The following is an 18025-nucleotide window of genomic DNA, read 5'->3' as shown; positions in this document are numbered from 1 at the left end:
CTATGGGTGCATGGGGGAACCTCTACTCGCCCAGGCGATCGCCATTCCTACCGGGGTGGCCGTGCTGGCGTATCTGGTGGTCGGACTTGTCATCGGCCTGGAGAGCATGGGTGTGCCGCTGCCCGGTGAGACCACGCTCATCGCGGCCTCGCTGCTCGCGTCGCAGCAGCATCATCTGAAGATCGAGTTCGTGATCCTGGCCGCCGCCGCGGGTGCGATCATCGGCGACTCGATCGGGTACTTCATCGGCCGCAAGGCCGGCCGGCGGCTCTTCGAGCGGCTGGGCAAGCGGTTCCATCACTTCTCCGAGGACCGGATCGTCCGGGCCGAGAAGTACTTCCACAAGTACGGCGTCTGGACGGTGTTCTTCGGCCGCTTCGTCGCACTGCTGCGGATCTTCGCGGGCCCGATGGCCGGCATGCTGCGGATGCACTACCCGCGGTTCCTGGCCGCGAACGCGGCCGGCGGCATCGCCTGGGCGACCACGATCGGTGTCGTCGCGTACAAGATCGGCGACAACGCCGACAGGATCTTCGGCCGGGTGTCGGTCTTCGCGCTGATCGCCGTCGCGGTCGTGGCGGTCGCGCTGTACGTCGTACGCAAGGTCCGCAAGCGCCGTCGCGACGAGGCGGAGTCGGTTCCCGAGGCGGCGGCGACCGAGTCAGCGGACGTGTAGCTGCAACTGCGGCGTCGTGGTCCCGTCCATCGGCCGGCCGAACATCATCGCGCCGGGGATCACGAACCGGTAGACGAAGTCCCCCGGCTGCGCGGCCTTGAACGCGAGCGCGGCCTGGCCGTTGCGCATCGGCAGCGCCTTGGAGTCCACCCACCGGCGGGTCTGCCGGTTCCAGGCCTGCAGCATCACGGTCGTGTTCAGGGCCGGCTTCACGGCGACGGACACGGTCACGGTCGAGCCCTTCGCCGTCGCGGTGTTCCCGTTGGCGAATCCGGCCGACGCGACCCGGACGATGCTCTTCGTGTACGCCGGCTTGCTGGTCGAGGTACCTGTGTGTGTCCCGCCCTTGGTGTTCTCCGGCACGGTGATCTTGTACGGGCGGCTGCCGCCGGTCGGCACCGCGATGTCGTAGTACCCGCCGGCCGTCGTCGACCCGCGTGCCGCCGGTGTCCACCGCGAGCCCGGGGTGACCTGGGTCAGCACCACGACCGGTACGCCGGCCGGGGTCGCGCGCTGGCTCGTGCACGGCGAGTCGAGGTCGCAGCCGACCTGGTACAGGATGACCCGCCCGCGGACCCGGATCGGCACGCTGAACTGGGCCAGACTCGGCACGGCCGCGTTGATCGAGCTGGTCAGCCCGAGAACCTGCCCGCCGATGCTGGTGCTCCACTCGTTCTGGGTGCGCAGCTGGAAGGTGTACGGCGGTTTGACGCTCTTGATCACCTGCCGGTTCGAGGTCGTCGCCGGGCCGATCACCTTCAGCATCTGGCCGGGACGGCCGATCATCGGCACGTACCGCTGGGTCTTCTTGCCCTTCACGTCCAGCGGGTCGTTCGGCGTGAAGTCCTGCGGAGCGACCGGCACCGACCATCTGATCAGCACCCCGCGCCCCTGCTTCGCCACCGTCGCCGCGGTCGGCCGCACCGGACCGTCGGTGTCGAACACCGGCGACTTGGTGAGCTTGCTGGTCACGCCGCCTTGTGAAGTCCCGGTCGCGACGGCGACCTTGTAGTTCCCGTCCGCCGGGAACGCCGAGGTCGGGATCTCCCACCGGTTCGGTTCACCGGCCGGGACGTACTTCACGTACGACGGGCTCTCACTGAGCACACCCTCGATCGTGATCCGGTTCGGTTGCCCGTTGTCCTTCCAGGTCACCAGCACCGCGGCCCGCCCCTTGGGCGCCCATGCGACGGCGACATCGGTCGGCGGCGGATCGGAGGCACAAGCAGTCAGCGAGGCAGCGCCCGCGACCACCGCCAGCGCTACGGCGAGCACGCGCCGCATTCCGACCACCCCTCGTCTCCTCACGACCAACCGGGTGAACCATACCCAGTCGCAGGTGCCCTCCCCCTACACCCGTTGCCGGATCGGTATCGCGCACTTACCTTGAAGTAAGCCAGTGAGGGGGGAACCACGATGGCATTCATCAGTACGCCGAACGTTCCGGAGATGTTCGCGGCGAATCGGGCGCCGGCTGGGCACGTGCCCAACTTCGTCCACACGTTCGCCGCGCGACCGGCCGTCTACGAGGCGTGGAAGCAGCTGAACGGCGCGATCAAGGAGTCGATGGACCTGCGCCGCTACGAGCTCGCCACGCTGGCCGCGGCGACCGCGCTGAAGTCGAGCTACTGCAGCCTCGCGCACGGCCAGGTCCTGGCCGACAAGTTCTACACCGCCGAGGAAGTCGCGGCGCTCGTCGACGAGCCGGCGAACGATCCGGTCGACCGCGCTGTGATGGCCTTCGCCCGCCAGGTCGCGCTCGCCGCGGACACCGTCACCCAGGCGGACGTCGACGTACTGAAAGCACTCGGCCTGACGGACGCCGACGTACTCGACGTGGCCCTGGCAGCCGCGGCCCGAGCGTTCTTCTCCAAGACCCTCGACGCCACCGGCACCCAACCCGACGAGGCCTTCAACGGCCTCCCCGAAACCCTCCGCACATCCCTCACGGTCGGGCGCCCGATCTACTCGGGCTGATTGTTCGGGGTGCCGCCGAGATGGTGGTCGGTGGTGACGCCGGCGTACATCAGGTGGGTCACGAGGCCTTGGGCGGCGTGCGGGAGGTTGTGGCAGTGGTCCATCCAGATGCCCGGGTTGTCGGCGACGAAGGCGACCTCGTAGGCCTCCTTGTCCTCGACGTTGAGGGAGTCCGTGCGCCACGGGCTCCCGGTCGCGCGCACCCCGTCGCGGCTCAGGACGACGACGTGGTGGCCGTGCAGGTGCATCGGATGGACCTGGCCTGAGGTGTTCTTGATCGTCATCCGCACGATGTCGCCCTCGCGCACCACGAACATCGGCACGTCCGGGTACTGATGCCCGTTGATCGTCCACCACAGCCCGGGCTTCCCGTCGAAGAACCCGATCCGGCGGCCGATGTCGTACCGGAACACCCGGGCCGCCTTCGCGGGATCGAACCCGATCGGTTTCGGCGCTCCGTAGTTCAGCAGGTCGACCCGGTCCCGCGGCTCGGTCCCGGTCGGCGCGTCGCCGTCCCCGATCACCAGCGTCGTCGGTCCGCCGCCGAGCCCGATCCGCACCGCCTTCGCCGTGGGAACCTCGAGGTCCACCCGGCCGCCCGCGGTGACGAGCACCGCCTTCCCGCTCACCTCGGTCGGCGCGTTCACCTCGCTCCCGTCGACCGCGACCACCTTGTACGACGCCCCGTCGACCCAGACCGCCATCGGTCCGTTGTCGGTGTTGATCAACCGCACCCGTGCGATCGGACCGGGCGCCTTCACGCGGCGTTCGCCGTACTCGCCGTTGACCGTGCGGACCTTGGCGTACGTGTGCACCGCCGCAATCACGTCCGCGGCGGTCGGCTGGACGATCAGTACGCCGTACAGCCCCTTCTGCACCTGCTCGTGCGAGACCTGGTGCGAGTGGTACCAGTACGTGCCGGCGTCCTTCGCGACGAAGCGGTACACGAAGGACTTGCCGGGCGGGATCGCGTCCTGCGTGACGCCCGCGACACCGTCCTCGGCATTCGGTACGTCGACCCCGTGCCAGTGCAATGTGATGCCCTCGGCAACGTTTTCGTTGTGCAGGGTGACCTGGACGAGATCGCCTTGTTTCGCGACGATCCGCGGCCCCGGCGACGTGTGGTTCAACGTGTACCCGTCCATCGGCCCGCGGCCGGGAAGGTGGAAACGCTCCTTGCGCGCGACGAGATCCACCGCGACATCCGGCTTCTGATCGGCAGGACCTGTCAGCCGGTTGAGGTCGGTCCCGTGATGCGCCGACGCCGGCCCGCCGCCGTAATCGGCGTACCCCATCGCCATCGGCGACAGGTCGTTCGGGATCAGGCTCCGCTGCCAGGAGAACCCGATCGGCGCCAGCACGACCAGTGTCGCGACCACCGCGATCAGCGCACGCCGAGACGGCGACCGCATCGTCACGACCGCCGTCCGTCAGTTGCCAACAGCATCTAGATCGTCGAGGCCGGGGACGCTGCGGCCGTCGTCACCGGCTGAGACCCTGCTCGCCGGGCCGCCATGCCCGCGACCGCCAGCAGCGCGAACGCGTTCAGCCCGTGCAGTGCGCCGACCGCGGATACGCCGAACGACAGGGCAGCCAGCCCGAACTGCAGGGCGACCAGACCGAAGACGTACAGCGCCCACTTGACGCCGCCGTCGACCTTCGCGAAGAACGAGACGATCAGCAACAGGATCGCCAGCAGTGGGATGACCCCGCTGCCCACGATGGTGTGGATCATGTGTCCGACGTTGGCATCGGAGTTCTTGTCGAACACCAGGCCGCCGTCGACGTCCTTGATGACCGTGAACCACGCGAGTGCGATCGCCATCGCCTGGACGACCACCAAGATCGCAATGAGCCCGGCCAGTGCCCGGTAAACAGACCTCATATTTCCCCCAACCCCTGAAGTCACCCCTAGGCTCATAGTGAGGCAGGTCACCTCAAGCGCACAAGAGGTTGCCGATCTCAGCCGTGGTTGCGGGCGAAGGCCTGATACAGACCGCGCAGGGTCAGCAACGGTTCGTCGCGGACCGCGGTGGTCAACTGGCCGGCCAGGAGTGGCGCGAGGGCGCCGGTGAGCACGACCGCGACGTCGTCGTTCAGAGACTGTTCGGTCCGGATCCGCGCGACCAGACCGTCGACCAGCGCGGCGAAGCCGTGGATCGCACCGGACTGCAGCGCCTCGACGGTGTTCTTCGCCACCACCGACCGCGGCCGCACCAGCTCGACCCGGCGCAGTTGCGCGGCCGCCTGCCCGAGCGCGTCGGACGCGGTTTCGATGCCCGGGGCAATCACTCCGCCGATGAAGGCGCCGGCCGGGTTCACCACGTCGATCGTGATCGCCGTACCGACATCGACGACCAGGCAGGGTGCGCCGTACAAGGTGGCGGCCGCCAGCGCGTTCGCGATCCGGTCCGTGCCGACCTCCCGCGGGTTGTCCACCAGCACCGGCAGCCCGGTCTTCACACCGGGCTCGACGACGACACTCGGCACACCCCGGTAGTAGCGCGACACGACGTCCCGCAACTCGTGCAGCACATGCGGTACGGCGGAGCACACGGCGATCCCGGACACCGGCGATTCACCCGTGAGCAGGCCCTGCAGCAGCACCGCCCACTCGTCCGCCGTACGACGCGGATCGGTCCCGACCCACCAGTGCCGCTTGACCGTGCCTTCGAACACCAGGCCGACCAGCGTCCTGGTGTTCTCGACGGCAACGGCCAGCAACACTCAGGCCTCCTTGAGGTCCAACGCGATGTCGAGCACCGGCGCGGAGTGCGTCAGCGCACCGACCGCGAGGAAGTCGACACCGGTCTCGGCGACCTCTCGCGCCCGGTCCAGGGTCAGCCCGCCAGAGGCCTCCAACCGAGCCCGGCCGGCGACCTTCTCGACGGCTTCACGCAGCAACGGGACGTCCATGTTGTCCAGTAGGATCAGCTCGGCGCCGGACTCGACGGCGATCACCGCGTCCTCGACCGAGTCCACCTCGACCTCGATCCCGATCTCCGGATACGCCTTGCGCACCAGGCGGAACGCCTCCGCGACACCACCGGCCGCGATCACGTGGTTGTCCTTGATCAGCGCGGCGTCGGACAGGCCCATCCGGTGGTTCTTCCCGCCCCCGCAACGTACGGCGTACTTCTCGAGGGACCTGAGCAACGGCATGGTCTTGCGGGTGTCGCGGATGACCGCGCCGGTGCCCTCGACCGCATCGACCCAGTGCCTGGTCAACGTGGCCACACCACTCAGATGGCAGAGCAGGTTCAGCGTGGTGCGCTCGGCCGTCAGGAGCTGCCGCGTCTTGCCGCGGACCGTCATCAGGATGCCGCCGCGCTGCACCGAGTCGCCGTCGCGGACGGTGTGCTCGATCTCGATCTCGTCCGGCGCCGCGACCTGGCGCAGCACCAGCTCCGCGATCTCCAGGCCCGCCACCACGCCGTCGGCGCGGGCGACCAACTCGGCGACCGACACCTGGTCCGGGTCGACCGTGGCGGTGGTCGTCACGTCGACGCCTCCGGCCAGGTCCTCCTCGATGGTTGCCCGCACGAGGTCACCGACCCACTGCCGGTCGACTGTCTCATCCATGCCGGTCATTCTCCTCGGATTCGCGCGAAACAAACGTGGCCTGTGGCACAGCCTGTTGATCAAGTGTCACGTCCAGGCTTCCGAACCAGTGCAGATCATCGCGGTCCGGGTGGTCCTCGCGCCAGTGCGCGCCACGGCTTTCTTCGCGGGCGGTCGCCGCGGCGATCAGCGCGGAGGCGACGGTCACCAGGTTCGTCGCCTCCCAGCCCGGCGTTCCCGGCTCGTCGTACGGCTGCTCGATCAGCTTGCCGATCGCCGCATCCGCCTCCGACAGACCGGTCGCGCTCCGGATCACGCCGGCGCCCACAGTCATCGCCCGCTGCAGCTCGGGTACGACGTCCGCGTCGACGAGTCCCGGCGTACGGCGGTCCACGACCGGCTCCCGCTGTTCGGGCAGCCCGTTCGCGAGGTGCGCGGCGATCCGGCGGGCGAACACGAGTCCTTCGAGCAACGAGTTCGAGGCGAGCCGGTTCGCGCCGTGTACGCCGGTGCACGCAACCTCACCGCAGGCGTACAGGCCGGGCACCGACGTCTGGCCGTTCAGGTCCGTCCACACGCCGCCCGACGAGTAGTGGCAGGCGGGGGCGACCGGGATCAGCTCGCGGACCGGGTCGATACCGTGCGAGCGGCAGGACGCGAGGATGGTCGGGAACCGTACCCGCCACTTCTCGTCGCCGAAGTGCCGGGCGTCCAGGTAGACGTGGTCCTTGCCGGTGGCAAGCATCTGGCGCATGATCGCCTTCGCCACGATGTCCCGCGGCGCCAGGTCGGCGAGCTCGTGCTGGCCTTGCATGAACCGCTTGCCGGTGTGGTCGACGAGGAACGCGCCCTCGCCGCGAACCGCCTCGGACACCAACGGCTGCTGGCCTTTCGCGCTCTTGCCCAGCCAGAGCACCGTCGGGTGGAACTGCACGAATTCCAGGTCCCGCACCTTCGCGCCGGCCCGGAGCGCGAGTGCCATGCCGTCACCGGTCGAGACGCTCGGGTTGGTTGTTGCCGCATACAACTGTCCGAGACCGCCGGACGCCAGGATCACCGCCCGGGCACGGATCGCGCCGACACCGTCGAGTTGTCCCTCGCCCATCACGTGCAACGTCACGCCGGCGATGGAGCCGTCGGCTGCGGCGAGCAGGTCGAGGACCAGGGCGTGCTCGACCAGCCGGATGCCCTTGGCCTGTTTGACCGCGGCAACCAGCGCCCGCTCGATCTCGGCGCCGGTCGCGTCGCCGCCCGCGTGCGCGATCCGGTTGCGGTGGTGCCCGCCCTCACGGCCGAGCGAGATCTCCCCGTCAGCCATGGTGTCGAAGCGTGCGCCGAGGTCGATCAGGTCGCGGACGGCGTCCGGGCCTTCGGTGACGAGCACCCGGACTGCCTCCGGGTCGCTCAGTCCGGCGCCGGCGACGAGCGTGTCCTGCAGGTGCTCCTCGGGAGAGTCCTCCGGGTGGAGGGCGGCGGCGATGCCGCCCTGCGCCCACTGCGTGGAGCCGGAAGCGACGACGTCCTTCGTCACCACCAGAACGGTGCCCAGCTCGCGGGCCTTGAGCGCGGCGCTCAGCCCGGCGACGCCGGAGCCGATCACCACCACGTCAACTGAGTCGGTCCAGCCGGCCTCCGGCGCGGCCAACCGTTGCGGGACTGCAGGTGCGGTCATCCGGTGACCGTATCAACCGGATTCATCGAAGGGTGATGGAAATGTTGTCAATGAGACGGGTCAGGCCGACGCGGGCGGCGATCAGCATCCGGGCCTCGCCGGGGCCGATCACCGGGCCGAGATCGGGTGCGCGCAGGGCGAGATAGTCGATCTTGACCGACGGCACCGCCTCGAGCTCGGCCTGCGCCGCGGCCAGCACCGCATCCGGTCCGTTCATCCCCGCCTTCGCGCCGGCGCTCAGCGCCCGGTACAGCACCAGCGCCTCGTCACGCTCGGTCTCGCTCAGGTACCGGTTGCGTGAGGACAGCGCGAGACCGTCCGCCTCCCGCACGGTCGGCACCGGCACGATGTCGACGTCCATGTCGAGGTCGCAGACCATCTCGCGGATCAGCGTCAGCTGCTGGTAGTCCTTCTCGCCGAACAACGCCAGGTCGGGCGCGGTCAGGTGCAGCAGCTTCGACACCACGGTCAGTACGCCGGAGAAGTGGCCCGGCCGGAACACGCCTTCGAGCTCGTCCGCCAACGGGCCCGGATGCACCGTGATCGACGGCTCGTTCGGGTACAGCTCGTCCCGGGACGGGTTGAAGACCAGGTCGACACCCTCGTTCTTCGCGATCGCCAGGTCGCTGGCCAGCGTCCGCGGGTACCGGTCGAAGTCCTCGGTCGGCCCGAACTGCAACGGGTTCACGAAGATCGTCAGGACCACACTGCCGTCCGGCCCGACCCGTTCGCGGGCCTCGGCCAGCAGCGCGGCATGGCCGTCGTGCAGGGCGCCCATCGTCATCACGACCGCCCGTGGCCTGATCGCGGCCGCCGCTCGCAGTTCGGCCTTGGTCTGGGTGAGTCTCATCGCGGTGCCTCCCCTGTCCGGTCTGCCCGGTGCCCGTCCAGTACCTCGGTCAAGCGGCGGACCGTCTCCGCGTCCAGCCGCCCGTCCGTCGCCAGTTCCACAGTCGCCCGGGCCAGTTCGGCGTACGTGCGCCTCGTACTGTCCCGAAGTACTGCCAGGTGTGCTGCCACCGTGTCGGCATCGCCCCGGGCGATCGGCCCGGTGAGCGCATGATGACCGGATCGCAGCGTGTTGTCGAGGGTTGCGACGAGCAACGGCCGCAGTGTCGCCACCGGATCCGCCACTCCCGCCTCCCGCAGTACGGCGACTGCTTGCGAGACCAGTGTGGTGAGGTGGTTCGCCCCGTGGACCAGACCGGCGTGATAGCGCGCTCGCTGGTCGTCGGCGATCCACTGCACCTGTGCGCCCAGCGCCTTCACCAACCGCTCGACAATCGATCGTGCCGCATCAGGAGCGGTCGCAGTGAACATGACCCCGTCCAGGCTGACCAGACCGCCTGGAAACGTCATGGACGGGTGCAGCGCGACCGGCGTCGCAGCAAGCCCGCTTAGCGGGGCCAAGCCGTGCGCTCCGGACAGGTGCACGACGTACTGCGCACTGGTCAACGCCAGTGTGTGCGCAACGTCGTGAATCAGGTCGTCCGGTACGGCGACCAGTACGACGTCGGCGCTCCTCGTGACCTCGTCAGCGGTCAGCACGGGCACAGCGGGCAGAAGGCGGGCGGCGCGGTCCAGGGACGCGTCCGAGCGCGCGGTGACTCCGACCAGGGAATGTCCGGCTGCCGCCAAGGCTGCTCCCAAGGCGGTTCCGGCCCGGCCGGCTCCGATCAAGCCGATCCGTTCCATCGCTCACTCTCTTCTCGTTCCAGTCCCGCTGCCGGGTACCAGACGATCTACCTATGAGCGTAGGTGATGAGAGCATGTGGCGGTGAGTGATGCGTGGGCAGCAGGTGCCGAATTGACCGCGATCCTGATCACAGTTCCCGAGCTGGCGGAGTACACAGAGCGTTGGCGTTCGGTGTCACGGTCGACCGCGAGACCACAGGTCCCGTTGACCGAGCTCATCCCGCCGCACGTGACTGTGCTGGTCCCCTGGGTTGCCGAGCCCACCGACACCGACCTGGCCCGGCTGAAGGCAGCTGTCACGTCCATCGAGCCGTTCGAGCTCAGCTTCCCGACCGCGGGCCAGTTCCCGAACGGTACGGCGTGGCTGAAGCCGGAGCCGTTCGACAAGGTGCGCTCGATACTCCTGTCCGTCTTCGACGCCTTCCCCGAGTGCCCGCCGTACGGCGGTGAGTTCCCGGACCCGCATCCGCACCTGACGATCTCGTCGTCCGCCCAAGGTGGTCCAGCCGTGGTAGCCGAGGCGAACGCCGCGCTGACAGCTGCACCGGCCCCGACCGCCCAGCTGACCGAGCTGGAGCTGTGGCGCGAGGACGCGGAGGGCGTGTGGCACCAGCTCGCGGCCGTACCGCTGGGGTCCGCTACTTCCTGACCTGGAACCCCACCGCGCCGGCTGCCTTCTTGGCTTGCCAGTCCGCTGGCACGTCGGCCGGCGTCAGCTCACGCAACTGGTCGACGCTCGGGTCGGTGAGCGCACCGATCCGGACGGCCTGCTCGGACACCGTGGCCTCGAACAGGTTCCGCACGTCCCGACCGTTCCCGAACTCGGCCATGTGCCGGATCCGGTCGAGCAACGAGCCGACCCGCTCCACGACCCCGTCGGCCAGCAGGTACCCGGCCTTGCCACTCAGGTACTGGAAGATCTCCTGCAGCTCCGGCAACGAGTAGTCCGGGAACTCCAACGTCGTGGGCACCCGCGAACGCAGCCCGGGGTTCTGCAGGAACAGCCCCTCCATCGGCTCGGTGTACCCGGCCAGCACCACGACCAGGTCCTCGCGGTGCTCCTCCATCAGCTTGATCAGCGTGGCGAGCGCATCGGCCCCGTAGCCGCGCGCATCTGCCAGCGTGTACGCCTCGTCGATGAACAGCACGCCGCCCAGGGCCTGCTCCACCAGGCGCTTCACCTTCGGCGCGGTCTGGCCGACGTACTGCCCCATCAGCTCGTTACCGCTCGTCTCCACCAGGTGGCCGACGCCGAGTAGACCGAGGTCGCGGTAGATCTCCGCGAGCAGCCGGGCCACGGTGGTCTTGCCGGTGCCCGGGTTGCCGGTGAACACCATGTGCCGGGACCGCTCGGTCGGCGGCATTCCGGCCTTGGACCGCAGTACGTCGGCCTGCGCCTCCGCGGCGAGCCGCTCCACGGTCGCCTTGACCTCGGTGAGCCCGGTCATCGCCGTCAGCTCGGACCGCGGGTCCTCGTGGCGTGGCAGGTCGCCCAGGTTCTCGTCGGTCAGATCGGCGACGTCGGACCGCTCGATCGTCCGGACCTGCTCCATGGTCGGCGACTCCAGCGCGGACAGCCGGACCGCCTGCAGCGTCGCGATCCGCTCCAGCAGCGTCCGGACCGTCCGCGCATTGCCGAACCCCGGTGCCCGCGGCGCCTTGCGCAGCGCGGCCAGCGCCTGCTCGGACACCCCGTCGCCGAGCACGAACCCGGCCTGCTCGGCCGCCTGCAGGAAGATCTGGTGCAGCTCGGCGTCGGTGTAGTCCGGGAAGTTCACGAACGTCCGGATCCGCGACTTGAGGCCCGGGTTGCTCTCCACCAGCGAGTACATCTCGTTCGGGTAGCCGGCCATCACCACGACCAGGTTGTCGCGGTGCGTCTCCATCAGCTGGATCAGTGTGGCGACAGCCTCCCGGCCGAAGTCCCGCCCGGAGGTGTTGAACAGCGCGTACGCCTCGTCGATGAACAGCACGCCGCCCAGCGCACGCTCGACCACCTCGGTCACCCGGGGCGCCGTCTGGCCGACGTACGACGCGATCAGGTCGGCCCGCCCCACTTCGACCAGGTGGCCCGACGAGAGCATGCCCAGGTCCCGATAGACCTCGGCGAGGATCCGGGCGACCGTGGTCTTGCCGGTGCCCGGGTTGCCGCTGAAGACCAGGTGCCCCATCGGTTTCGGCAGCCGCAGCCCGGCTTCGGCGCGCAGCTTGGCGACCTTCGCCTCCGCGACCAGCTCGTGCACGCGGGCCTTCACGATGCCCAGACCGGTCATCTCGTTCAGGTCGGCGACAGGGTCGCCCGCCGTCGGTACATCCGCCCGCAGCTTGTCCGGTGCCTCGGCCTCGACCACGGCCTTCGGCGGCCGGAACGAGTGCAGGTCGCGCAGTCCCCGGAAGAAACCGGCGACCATGTACAGCTCTTTCGACGCCTTCGCCTTGTCCGGAAGGCCGTTGAGGCCGGCGCCGACCTGGTACATCGCAGCCAGGTACTCGCGGGCGTCGTACGGCGCTCCGGCCTCGACCGCCCGGATCATCCACGCCTGCCGCCGGCGCCGCCACTCGGCCGGATCCGTCCGGCTGGTCGCCTTGTCGAGCGCCTTCTGGACGTCGGCCGTCCCGGACGGGCCCAGCACCGAGAACGAGAGCCCGGCGGGCAGGTCGGTCCGTCCGATCTGCTGGAGCAGGCTCGCGATCTCCTCCGCGAACGGCTTCTCCGCCTCGGGCGTCACCGCCGCGATCCGTGCGTACGCCGCCTGCAGCCGGTTCATACCGTGCACCATCAGGTCGAGCGGGTTGCCGGACAGGTTCGGGTAGAGCTGGCGGACGTCGTCGTCGCCGAACTCCTCGATCCAGCGCTTCAGCACCGCCGGCCGGGACTGGGTGAGGTGCAGGTCGAGCAGCTCCGGACTGGCGAGAACGTGGTCCAGCATGGACGCCATCGCCTTCCGGCGGGCCTCCAGTCCCGGGATGCCGGTCAGCAGGTCCAGCATCTCCCGGCAGGCCCGGATGACCTCCTCCTGCGAGTCCCGGTCCCGCCGGAGCGGGTACGGAATGTCGAAGGACGCGCCGGTCTCGCGCCAGTTGGCGATGTCCGTGTCGATCTCCTGCTGCTCCTCGCGCCACTGGTTGAGCAGCAGAAAGTGCAGATTCCGCGCGCCGCCGACGAGGATGCCGAGCGCCGGCCACAGGCTCTTGAACACGAAGTAGAACGTGTCCACCAGCAGCGGTGAGCCCTCGATGAAGTACTTGTTGCTGGCCGATACCCTGCCCAGCGTTGGCCGGTCCACCAGATCCGCGATCTTGTCCTTCGTCGCGGCGAGCCACTCCGGAGTGACGACGTACGGCGGTTCGGCGCCGACCACATCGAATGCCGGGTCACCCTCGAACAGGACCGCGAGCTCCTCCGGAAGTTTCGCCACGATGCCTGATCCTAGGATCGTGGCGGTCCATACCTCTCCGAACGGCGCGTGATGACCGAGACCTTCCGAGACGCCTGGCAACAGGCGCTGTACGGCCCTGGCGGTTTCTACCGCCGGGAGAGTCCGTCTGCGCATTTCCGTACGTCGGTCCACGCGTCCGCCCTGTTCGGGCAGGCCATCGCGCGCCTGGCCGGTCAGCTCGGCCTGGACGAGGTCGTGGACATCGCCGCCGGTTCTGGTGAGCTGGGCAAGGTCCTGGGCGCAGATGGCCTGACGGTCGTCGACATCGAGCTGGACGATCAGCTGCCCGAGCGCCTGACCGGACTGGTCATCGCCAACGAGTGGCTCGACAACGTTCCGTGTGAGGTGGTCGAGTGGGACGAGGACGGCGTACCGCGCTATCTGGCGGCCGACCTGACACCGGGGGACGTTGTGGACGGCAACGACCTGGACTGGTTGCGTGAGTGGTGGCCTGGTGAGCCCGGTGACCGGGCCGAGGTCGGTAGGGCACGTGACGAGGCCTGGCAGGACGTGGTGCGACGGCTCGCGGACGGCGCAGTCGCGATCGCCATCGACTACGGGCACCTGAAGTCGACTAGGCCGCCGTACGGGACCCTGACCGGTTTCCGCTGGGGTCGTGAGTGCTCACCGGATCCCGACGGCAGCTGCGACATCACGGCCCATGTGGCGCTTGACTCGCTCGGCGGCACCATCGTGAGCCAGCGGGACGCCCTGCGAGCCTTGGGCGTCAGCGGGTCCCGGCCGAGCCTCGAGCTGGCTCAGACCGAGCCGCTGCGCTACCTGTCCGAGCTGTCGTCAGCCGGCGAGGCTGCAGAGTTACTGGACCCGTCCGGACTCGGTGGGTTCGGCTGGGTCTGGACGGCGACCGACGCAGCCACCGTACGGCGGGCCTCGCGCGCCCTCTCCGCCTGAGCCGCCACCAGCGCCGCAGCCTCGACCTGGTCGCGGTGCAGCGCGGTGGCGTCGGTCGGACCCAGTGGGGTGTCCACATGCACGCTGGCCAACCCCAGGCGCCGCTGGATCGGCCCCTGCTCCAGCCGGACCGACTGCGTCTTGTGGTGCAACACGATCGACGTACGGCGGCTCACCCAGCCGCGCGTGGTGACCATGACCTGGTCGTCGACGCCGTACATCAAGTAGCGCCAGCCGATCGGACGCAGCCACTTGGCACGCTCCGGTGCCGGGTGCAGCTGGATGCGGCTCAGGTCGAACCCGGGCAACACCCGCGCGAGGACGTAGGCCACCTCGGCACGCTCGCCGACCGGTAGCAACTGTGCGCCCTCCAGCGCGTCGTCGCCGTCCTCCTTCTGACCGGCCACGCCCGCGATGTCCAGCTCGACCCGGGACCAGCCGAGCAGCCGCCAGATCAGCGGTTCGGTGATCAGCAGGCCCTGCACGCGGCCGGGAGGCACTGTCTGGCGTTGAACGTCGAACAGGCCACGTTTCGTCCGCAGCCCATGACTGGACTCGGACAGCGTGAACCCGTGGTTCCCCACGACCTGCTTCCAGATCGGCTGCACCACACCGAGCAGCAAGGGCAGACCGGCGAACAGACCGATGTGGAAGTCCAGCACCATGGTCGCGACGATCAGCCAGACCAGTGCGCCGGCACTACCGACGACGGTCGACGACAGCAGCGTCGCACCGAGCAGGCGGTTGGTGGGGACCGTCAGCAGCGGCGGAGCCAGCGCCTCGGCCTGCTGATCGTGCTCCTGCTGCTCAGCAGCCCTCTCGCCCTTGGCGCGGACCAGCAGCGTGGTGCGGAGCTGCTGCGCCTCGTCGTACCGGAAGTAGCTCAGCTTGCCGTCGCTCTTGCCGCCACCGGCCACGTCCATGCGCAGCTCGGCCATACCGAACAGCCGCGCGACGAACGGCTGCGCCACGTCGATCGCCTGGATCCGGTCGAACCGGATGATCCGGGTCCGACGGAACAGGAATCCGCTGTCCACCCGGATCGCCTCGCCGGTCAGCTGCCACTTGGTGAACCACCAGGACAGGGCGCCGAGCAGGATGCCGCCCACGAGCACACCGGCCAGGCCGATACCGGCGACCGTCAGGTTGCTCCGCAGACCCTCGTTGTTGACCAGGGCGACGGCCGCGACGACGAAGTACCCCCATCCCTTGACGAACGGGGTGAGTGGGTGAAGCCGCTGTCCGACGACCTCGACGGTCTGCTGTGTCACCGGTTCTTGACTCACAGGCCCCACGCCTGTGCCTGACCGAGAGCGGACAACCTGTCACGGAGCCGGCCGGCCTCGTCCGGGTGCAGCCCCGGGATCTTCGCGTCGGTGGCCGGCGTCGCGGTGTGCAGCTCCACCGTGGCCATCCCGTACGCCCGCTCCAGTGGCCCGGCGGTCACATCCACGAACTGCATCCGGCCGTACGGTACGACGACCAGCTCACGGAACATGACCCCGTGGCTGACCAGCAGCTCGTCCTCACGCTCGGCGTACTTCCAGGAGCGCTGGTTACGGCCGATCAGCACCCACGCCCAGCCGAGAAGCAGTGCGATCAGCACGACCGCAAGTACGCCGTACAGCCAGCTCAGCGTCAGCCCGAGCACGACCAGCGCCGCGATCGCGACCAGCCCGGCGACGATCGCCGCGTTCAGCCGGCGCAGCGTGGCGAGCTTGGGCGAGACCGGCGTCCAACTGACATCCGAGGGTGCGAAGAGGTCGTCCACGGGTAAAGCCTGTCACGATAGTGGTCATGAGCACGGAAAGAGTCGTGGGAGTCGGCGCGGGAGCCGCAGGATTCGACCCGGCGTACGAACGGGGTGGGACCGGCGCCGGCTCGGAGCTGGCGACCTCCGACATGGTGCTCAACATCGGGCCCCAGCACCCGGCGACCCATGGCGTACTGCGGCTGCGGCTGACCCTCGACGGCGAGCGGATCGTCGGCTGCGAGCCGATCATCGGCTACATGCACCGCGGCGCGGAGAAGCTGTTCGAGGTCCGCGACTACCGGCAGATCATCGTCCTCGCGAACCGGCACGACTGGCTGTCCGCGTTCGCCAACGAGCTCGGTGTCGTGCACGCGGTCGAGCGGATGATGGGCCTCGAGGTCCCCGTCCGCGCGGTCTGGCTGCGGACCCTGCTGGCCGAGCTGAACCGGGTCCTGAACCACCTGATGTTCCTCGGCTCGTACCCACTCGAGCTCGGCGCGATCACGCCGGTGTTCTACGCGTTCCGCGAGCGCGAGACGATCCAGGCCGTGATGGAGGAGCTGTCCGGCGGCCGGATGCACTACATGTTCAACCGGGTCGGCGGCCTGAAGGAGGACCTGCCGTACGGCTGGCTCGGCCGCGCGGCTGCCGCCTCCGCCGCGGTCCGGACCCGGCTGCCCGACATCGAGGAGATTATCCTCGGCAACGAGATCTTCCGCGCCCGCACGGTCGGCGTCGGCAAGCTCTCCCCCGAACTGGTCGCGCAGTACGGCGTTTCCGGGCCGATCGCCCGCGCCTCCGGGGTCGACGCCGACCTCCGCCGCGACGAGCCGTACCTGGCATACGGCGAACTGCAGGACGTGCTCCGCGTCGTCACCCGTCCCGAAGGCGACTGCTTCGCCCGGTTCGCCGTACTGCTCGAACAGGTCAAGGTCTCGCTCGACCTGGTCGACGCCTGCCTCGACAAGCTGTCCACGCTGCCGGCCGGCCCGGTCAACGTCCGGCTCCCGAAGATCCTCAAGGTCCCCGAGGGCCAGACCTACACCTGGACCGAAAGCCCCCTCGGCATCAACGGCTACTACCTGGTGTCCCGCGGCGACAAGACCCCCTGGCGCCTCAAGCTCCGCTCAGCCAGCTTCAACAACATCTCCGCCCTCCCCGCCCTACTCCCCGGCACCATGATCCCCGACATGATCGCCATCCTCGGCAGCATGTTCTTCGTAGTCGGCGACATCGACAAGTAGAGGGCGTCTGGGAAACAAATGTGCGTCTGGTGACGAATACTTTCCCAGCCACAATCAGCGGACGGGGCAGGACGGGCGGCTGCAGGGGTGGGCGGAGAGGGTGGGGGCCTTGCGACGCATCACTTGCAGGACCTGCACGGCTGCCGCACACGGACGGCTCGTGACGTCGAGCCAGCCGTAACGCAAGGTCGTCTCCGACCTCAGGGCTGCACGGTTGTCGCGATCGAGATCTCGCCACCGCTGGTCGGGTGCGAAATGGAAGCGGCCGTCCAACTCGACCACCAACTCGTACAGGACGTACGCGACATCCGTGAACTCGTCGTCAACAGCCCGCTGGCGCTGCCCCGACGGTAGGCCGTGAGCTCGCTCGACGTCTCGCAGGTACCGAAGTTCGAGCAACGAGTGCGTGCCTTGCGCGACGTCCGCGAGGATCGGACGCAGCGCAGCGCCGTAGCGGAGCCGGCGGCCCACGAGTGCGGCCAGGATCTGGTCGGGCCTCACCCTGCCGCTCTGGCAAGCCTCCGCGACGACTGCCGCGGCGGCATCCAAGGATCGGGAGATGCCGACGATCTCCAGAACCGCCTCGACGGGCCGGCTTCGTGGCGGTCTGACCGCGGCCAGACGTTCCTCCCAGTGCGCGTCCCGGGTGATCACAACATTCGGGCGAGCGCGAACCCGTCGGCGCCATGGAATCGTCACGTACACCGGACGCCGGTCGTCAGGCCTGATCAGGCCGAACTGTTCGGCGGCCGTGTAGTGACTCCAAGCGGCCTCCGGCCCCGCGTAGAGCAGCGCCGCCACGAGTTGCTCGTCGTACCCGACCGGACCAGTGTGTGTCACATACACACCAGGATGCATCGTTTGCCGGCGGCGGCTGCGAAGCCGGCGCCGTACTTCGACGTCGGACACCCCGGCGGCCGACAGTTGCGCACGCGCCACGACGCGATGTTGCTCGTGTATCAGGACCGCGAGGCCCTCGTCCTCGAGTTGTTGCCGCCACCACCAATCCACGGCATCAGCGTGACGGATTTCGCCGACCGCCGCAGACCCCCTGTGGACAACTCCGCGCCGGCACGGCGGACGGACACGGCTGGG

Annotated in this window: 16 protein-coding genes and 1 pseudogene; 5 read left to right on the top strand and 12 right to left on the bottom strand. The window is 69.0% G+C overall.

The features are described from left to right. Window positions 1-10 precede the first annotated feature (10 nt). Window positions 11-676, top strand: coding sequence for a DedA family protein (locus tag EV647_RS27440; protein ID WP_134007807.1), 666 nt, complete (start codon window positions 11-13; stop codon window positions 674-676). On the opposite strand, the gene EV647_RS27435 is transcribed toward EV647_RS27440, so the two are convergent. Further along, window positions 662-1960 carry a hypothetical protein gene (locus EV647_RS27435; protein ID WP_238177467.1) on the bottom strand — a complete coding sequence of 433 codons (1299 nt, stop codon included), beginning with the start codon at window positions 1958-1960 and terminating at the stop codon, window positions 662-664. The genes EV647_RS27440 and EV647_RS27435 overlap by 15 nt on opposite strands. Window positions 1961-2092: 132 nt before the next feature. On the opposite strand from EV647_RS27435, the gene EV647_RS27430 reads away from it, so the two are divergent. Further along, window positions 2093-2653, top strand: coding sequence for a carboxymuconolactone decarboxylase family protein (locus tag EV647_RS27430; RefSeq protein ID WP_133785762.1), 561 nt, complete (start codon window positions 2093-2095; stop codon window positions 2651-2653). Here EV647_RS27430 and EV647_RS27425 read toward each other — a convergent pair. From EV647_RS27425 to EV647_RS27395, 7 genes are all read right to left on the bottom strand, one after another. Next, window positions 2641-4065, bottom strand: a complete 1425-nt coding sequence (locus EV647_RS27425; RefSeq protein ID WP_134009082.1) for a multicopper oxidase family protein — start codon at window positions 4063-4065, stop codon at window positions 2641-2643. The two genes, EV647_RS27430 and EV647_RS27425, sit on opposite strands and share 13 nt — an antisense overlap. A 35-nt stretch (window positions 4066-4100) precedes the next feature. Then, window positions 4101-4538, bottom strand: coding sequence for a DUF6220 domain-containing protein (locus tag EV647_RS27420; protein WP_134007803.1), 438 nt, complete (start codon window positions 4536-4538; stop codon window positions 4101-4103). A gap of 77 nt (window positions 4539-4615) precedes the next feature. Next, window positions 4616-5380: a type III pantothenate kinase gene (locus tag EV647_RS27415; protein ID WP_134007801.1), complete on the bottom strand. Its 765-nt coding sequence runs from the start codon at window positions 5378-5380 to the stop codon at window positions 4616-4618. Beyond that, window positions 5381-6235 (bottom strand): carboxylating nicotinate-nucleotide diphosphorylase, encoded by an 855-nt coding sequence (gene nadC / locus EV647_RS27410; RefSeq protein ID WP_134007799.1) that lies wholly within the window; start codon window positions 6233-6235, stop codon window positions 5381-5383. Next, entirely contained in the window at window positions 6228-7886 is a 1659-nt protein-coding gene (locus tag EV647_RS27405) for an L-aspartate oxidase (RefSeq protein ID WP_134007797.1), read from the bottom strand. Before EV647_RS27405 ends, nadC begins: the two co-directional genes overlap by 8 nt. A 22-nt stretch (window positions 7887-7908) precedes the next feature. After that, window positions 7909-8736 carry a pantoate--beta-alanine ligase gene (panC, locus tag EV647_RS27400; RefSeq protein WP_133785767.1) on the bottom strand — a complete coding sequence of 276 codons (828 nt, stop codon included), beginning with the start codon at window positions 8734-8736 and terminating at the stop codon, window positions 7909-7911. Then, a complete protein-coding gene (locus EV647_RS27395; protein WP_134007795.1) occupies window positions 8733-9581 on the bottom strand; it encodes a Rossmann-like and DUF2520 domain-containing protein in 849 nt (282 codons plus the stop codon). Before EV647_RS27395 ends, panC begins: the two co-directional genes overlap by 4 nt. Window positions 9582-9663: 82 nt before the next feature. Between EV647_RS27395 and EV647_RS27390 the strand changes: the two genes are divergently transcribed. Then, window positions 9664-10230: a 2'-5' RNA ligase family protein gene (locus EV647_RS27390; protein WP_238177419.1), complete on the top strand. Its 567-nt coding sequence runs from the start codon at window positions 9664-9666 to the stop codon at window positions 10228-10230. Here the strand turns inward: EV647_RS27390 and EV647_RS27385 are convergent. After that, on the bottom strand, window positions 10220-13000 hold the full coding sequence (locus EV647_RS27385; RefSeq protein ID WP_166680447.1) for an AAA family ATPase: 2781 nt from the start codon (window positions 12998-13000) through the stop codon (window positions 10220-10222). The genes EV647_RS27390 and EV647_RS27385 overlap by 11 nt on opposite strands. A gap of 51 nt (window positions 13001-13051) precedes the next feature. Between EV647_RS27385 and EV647_RS42655 the strand changes: the two are divergent. Then, a pseudogene (locus EV647_RS42655) lies at window positions 13052-13693 on the top strand (SAM-dependent methyltransferase); the annotation flags it as partial. Between the two features lie 104 nt (window positions 13694-13797). Here EV647_RS42655 and EV647_RS27375 read toward each other — a convergent pair. Next, the gene (locus EV647_RS27375; protein WP_166680446.1) at window positions 13798-15204 is read right to left on the bottom strand and encodes a PH domain-containing protein; all 1407 of its coding nucleotides are present in this window, start codon (window positions 15202-15204) and stop codon (window positions 13798-13800) included. Between the two features lie 11 nt (window positions 15205-15215). Then, window positions 15216-15704, bottom strand: a complete 489-nt coding sequence (locus EV647_RS27370) for a PH domain-containing protein (RefSeq protein WP_133785772.1) — start codon at window positions 15702-15704, stop codon at window positions 15216-15218. Between the two features lie 26 nt (window positions 15705-15730). On the opposite strand from EV647_RS27370, the gene EV647_RS27365 reads away from it, so the two are divergent. Next, window positions 15731-16930: an NADH-quinone oxidoreductase subunit D gene (locus EV647_RS27365; protein WP_134007787.1), complete on the top strand. Its 1200-nt coding sequence runs from the start codon at window positions 15731-15733 to the stop codon at window positions 16928-16930. A gap of 54 nt (window positions 16931-16984) precedes the next feature. Here EV647_RS27365 and EV647_RS27360 read toward each other — a convergent pair whose 3' ends face one another. Continuing rightward, a complete protein-coding gene (locus EV647_RS27360) occupies window positions 16985-17941 on the bottom strand; it encodes a hypothetical protein (protein WP_134007785.1) in 957 nt (318 codons plus the stop codon). Window positions 17942-18025: the final 84 nt, after the last annotated feature.

It is taken from the genome of Kribbella sp. VKM Ac-2566 (genome assembly GCF_004366005.1).
In the GTDB taxonomy this organism is placed as follows: Bacteria; Actinomycetota; Actinomycetes; order Propionibacteriales; family Kribbellaceae; genus Kribbella; species Kribbella pratensis.
This window is presented reverse-complemented; position numbering and strand designations above follow the sequence as displayed.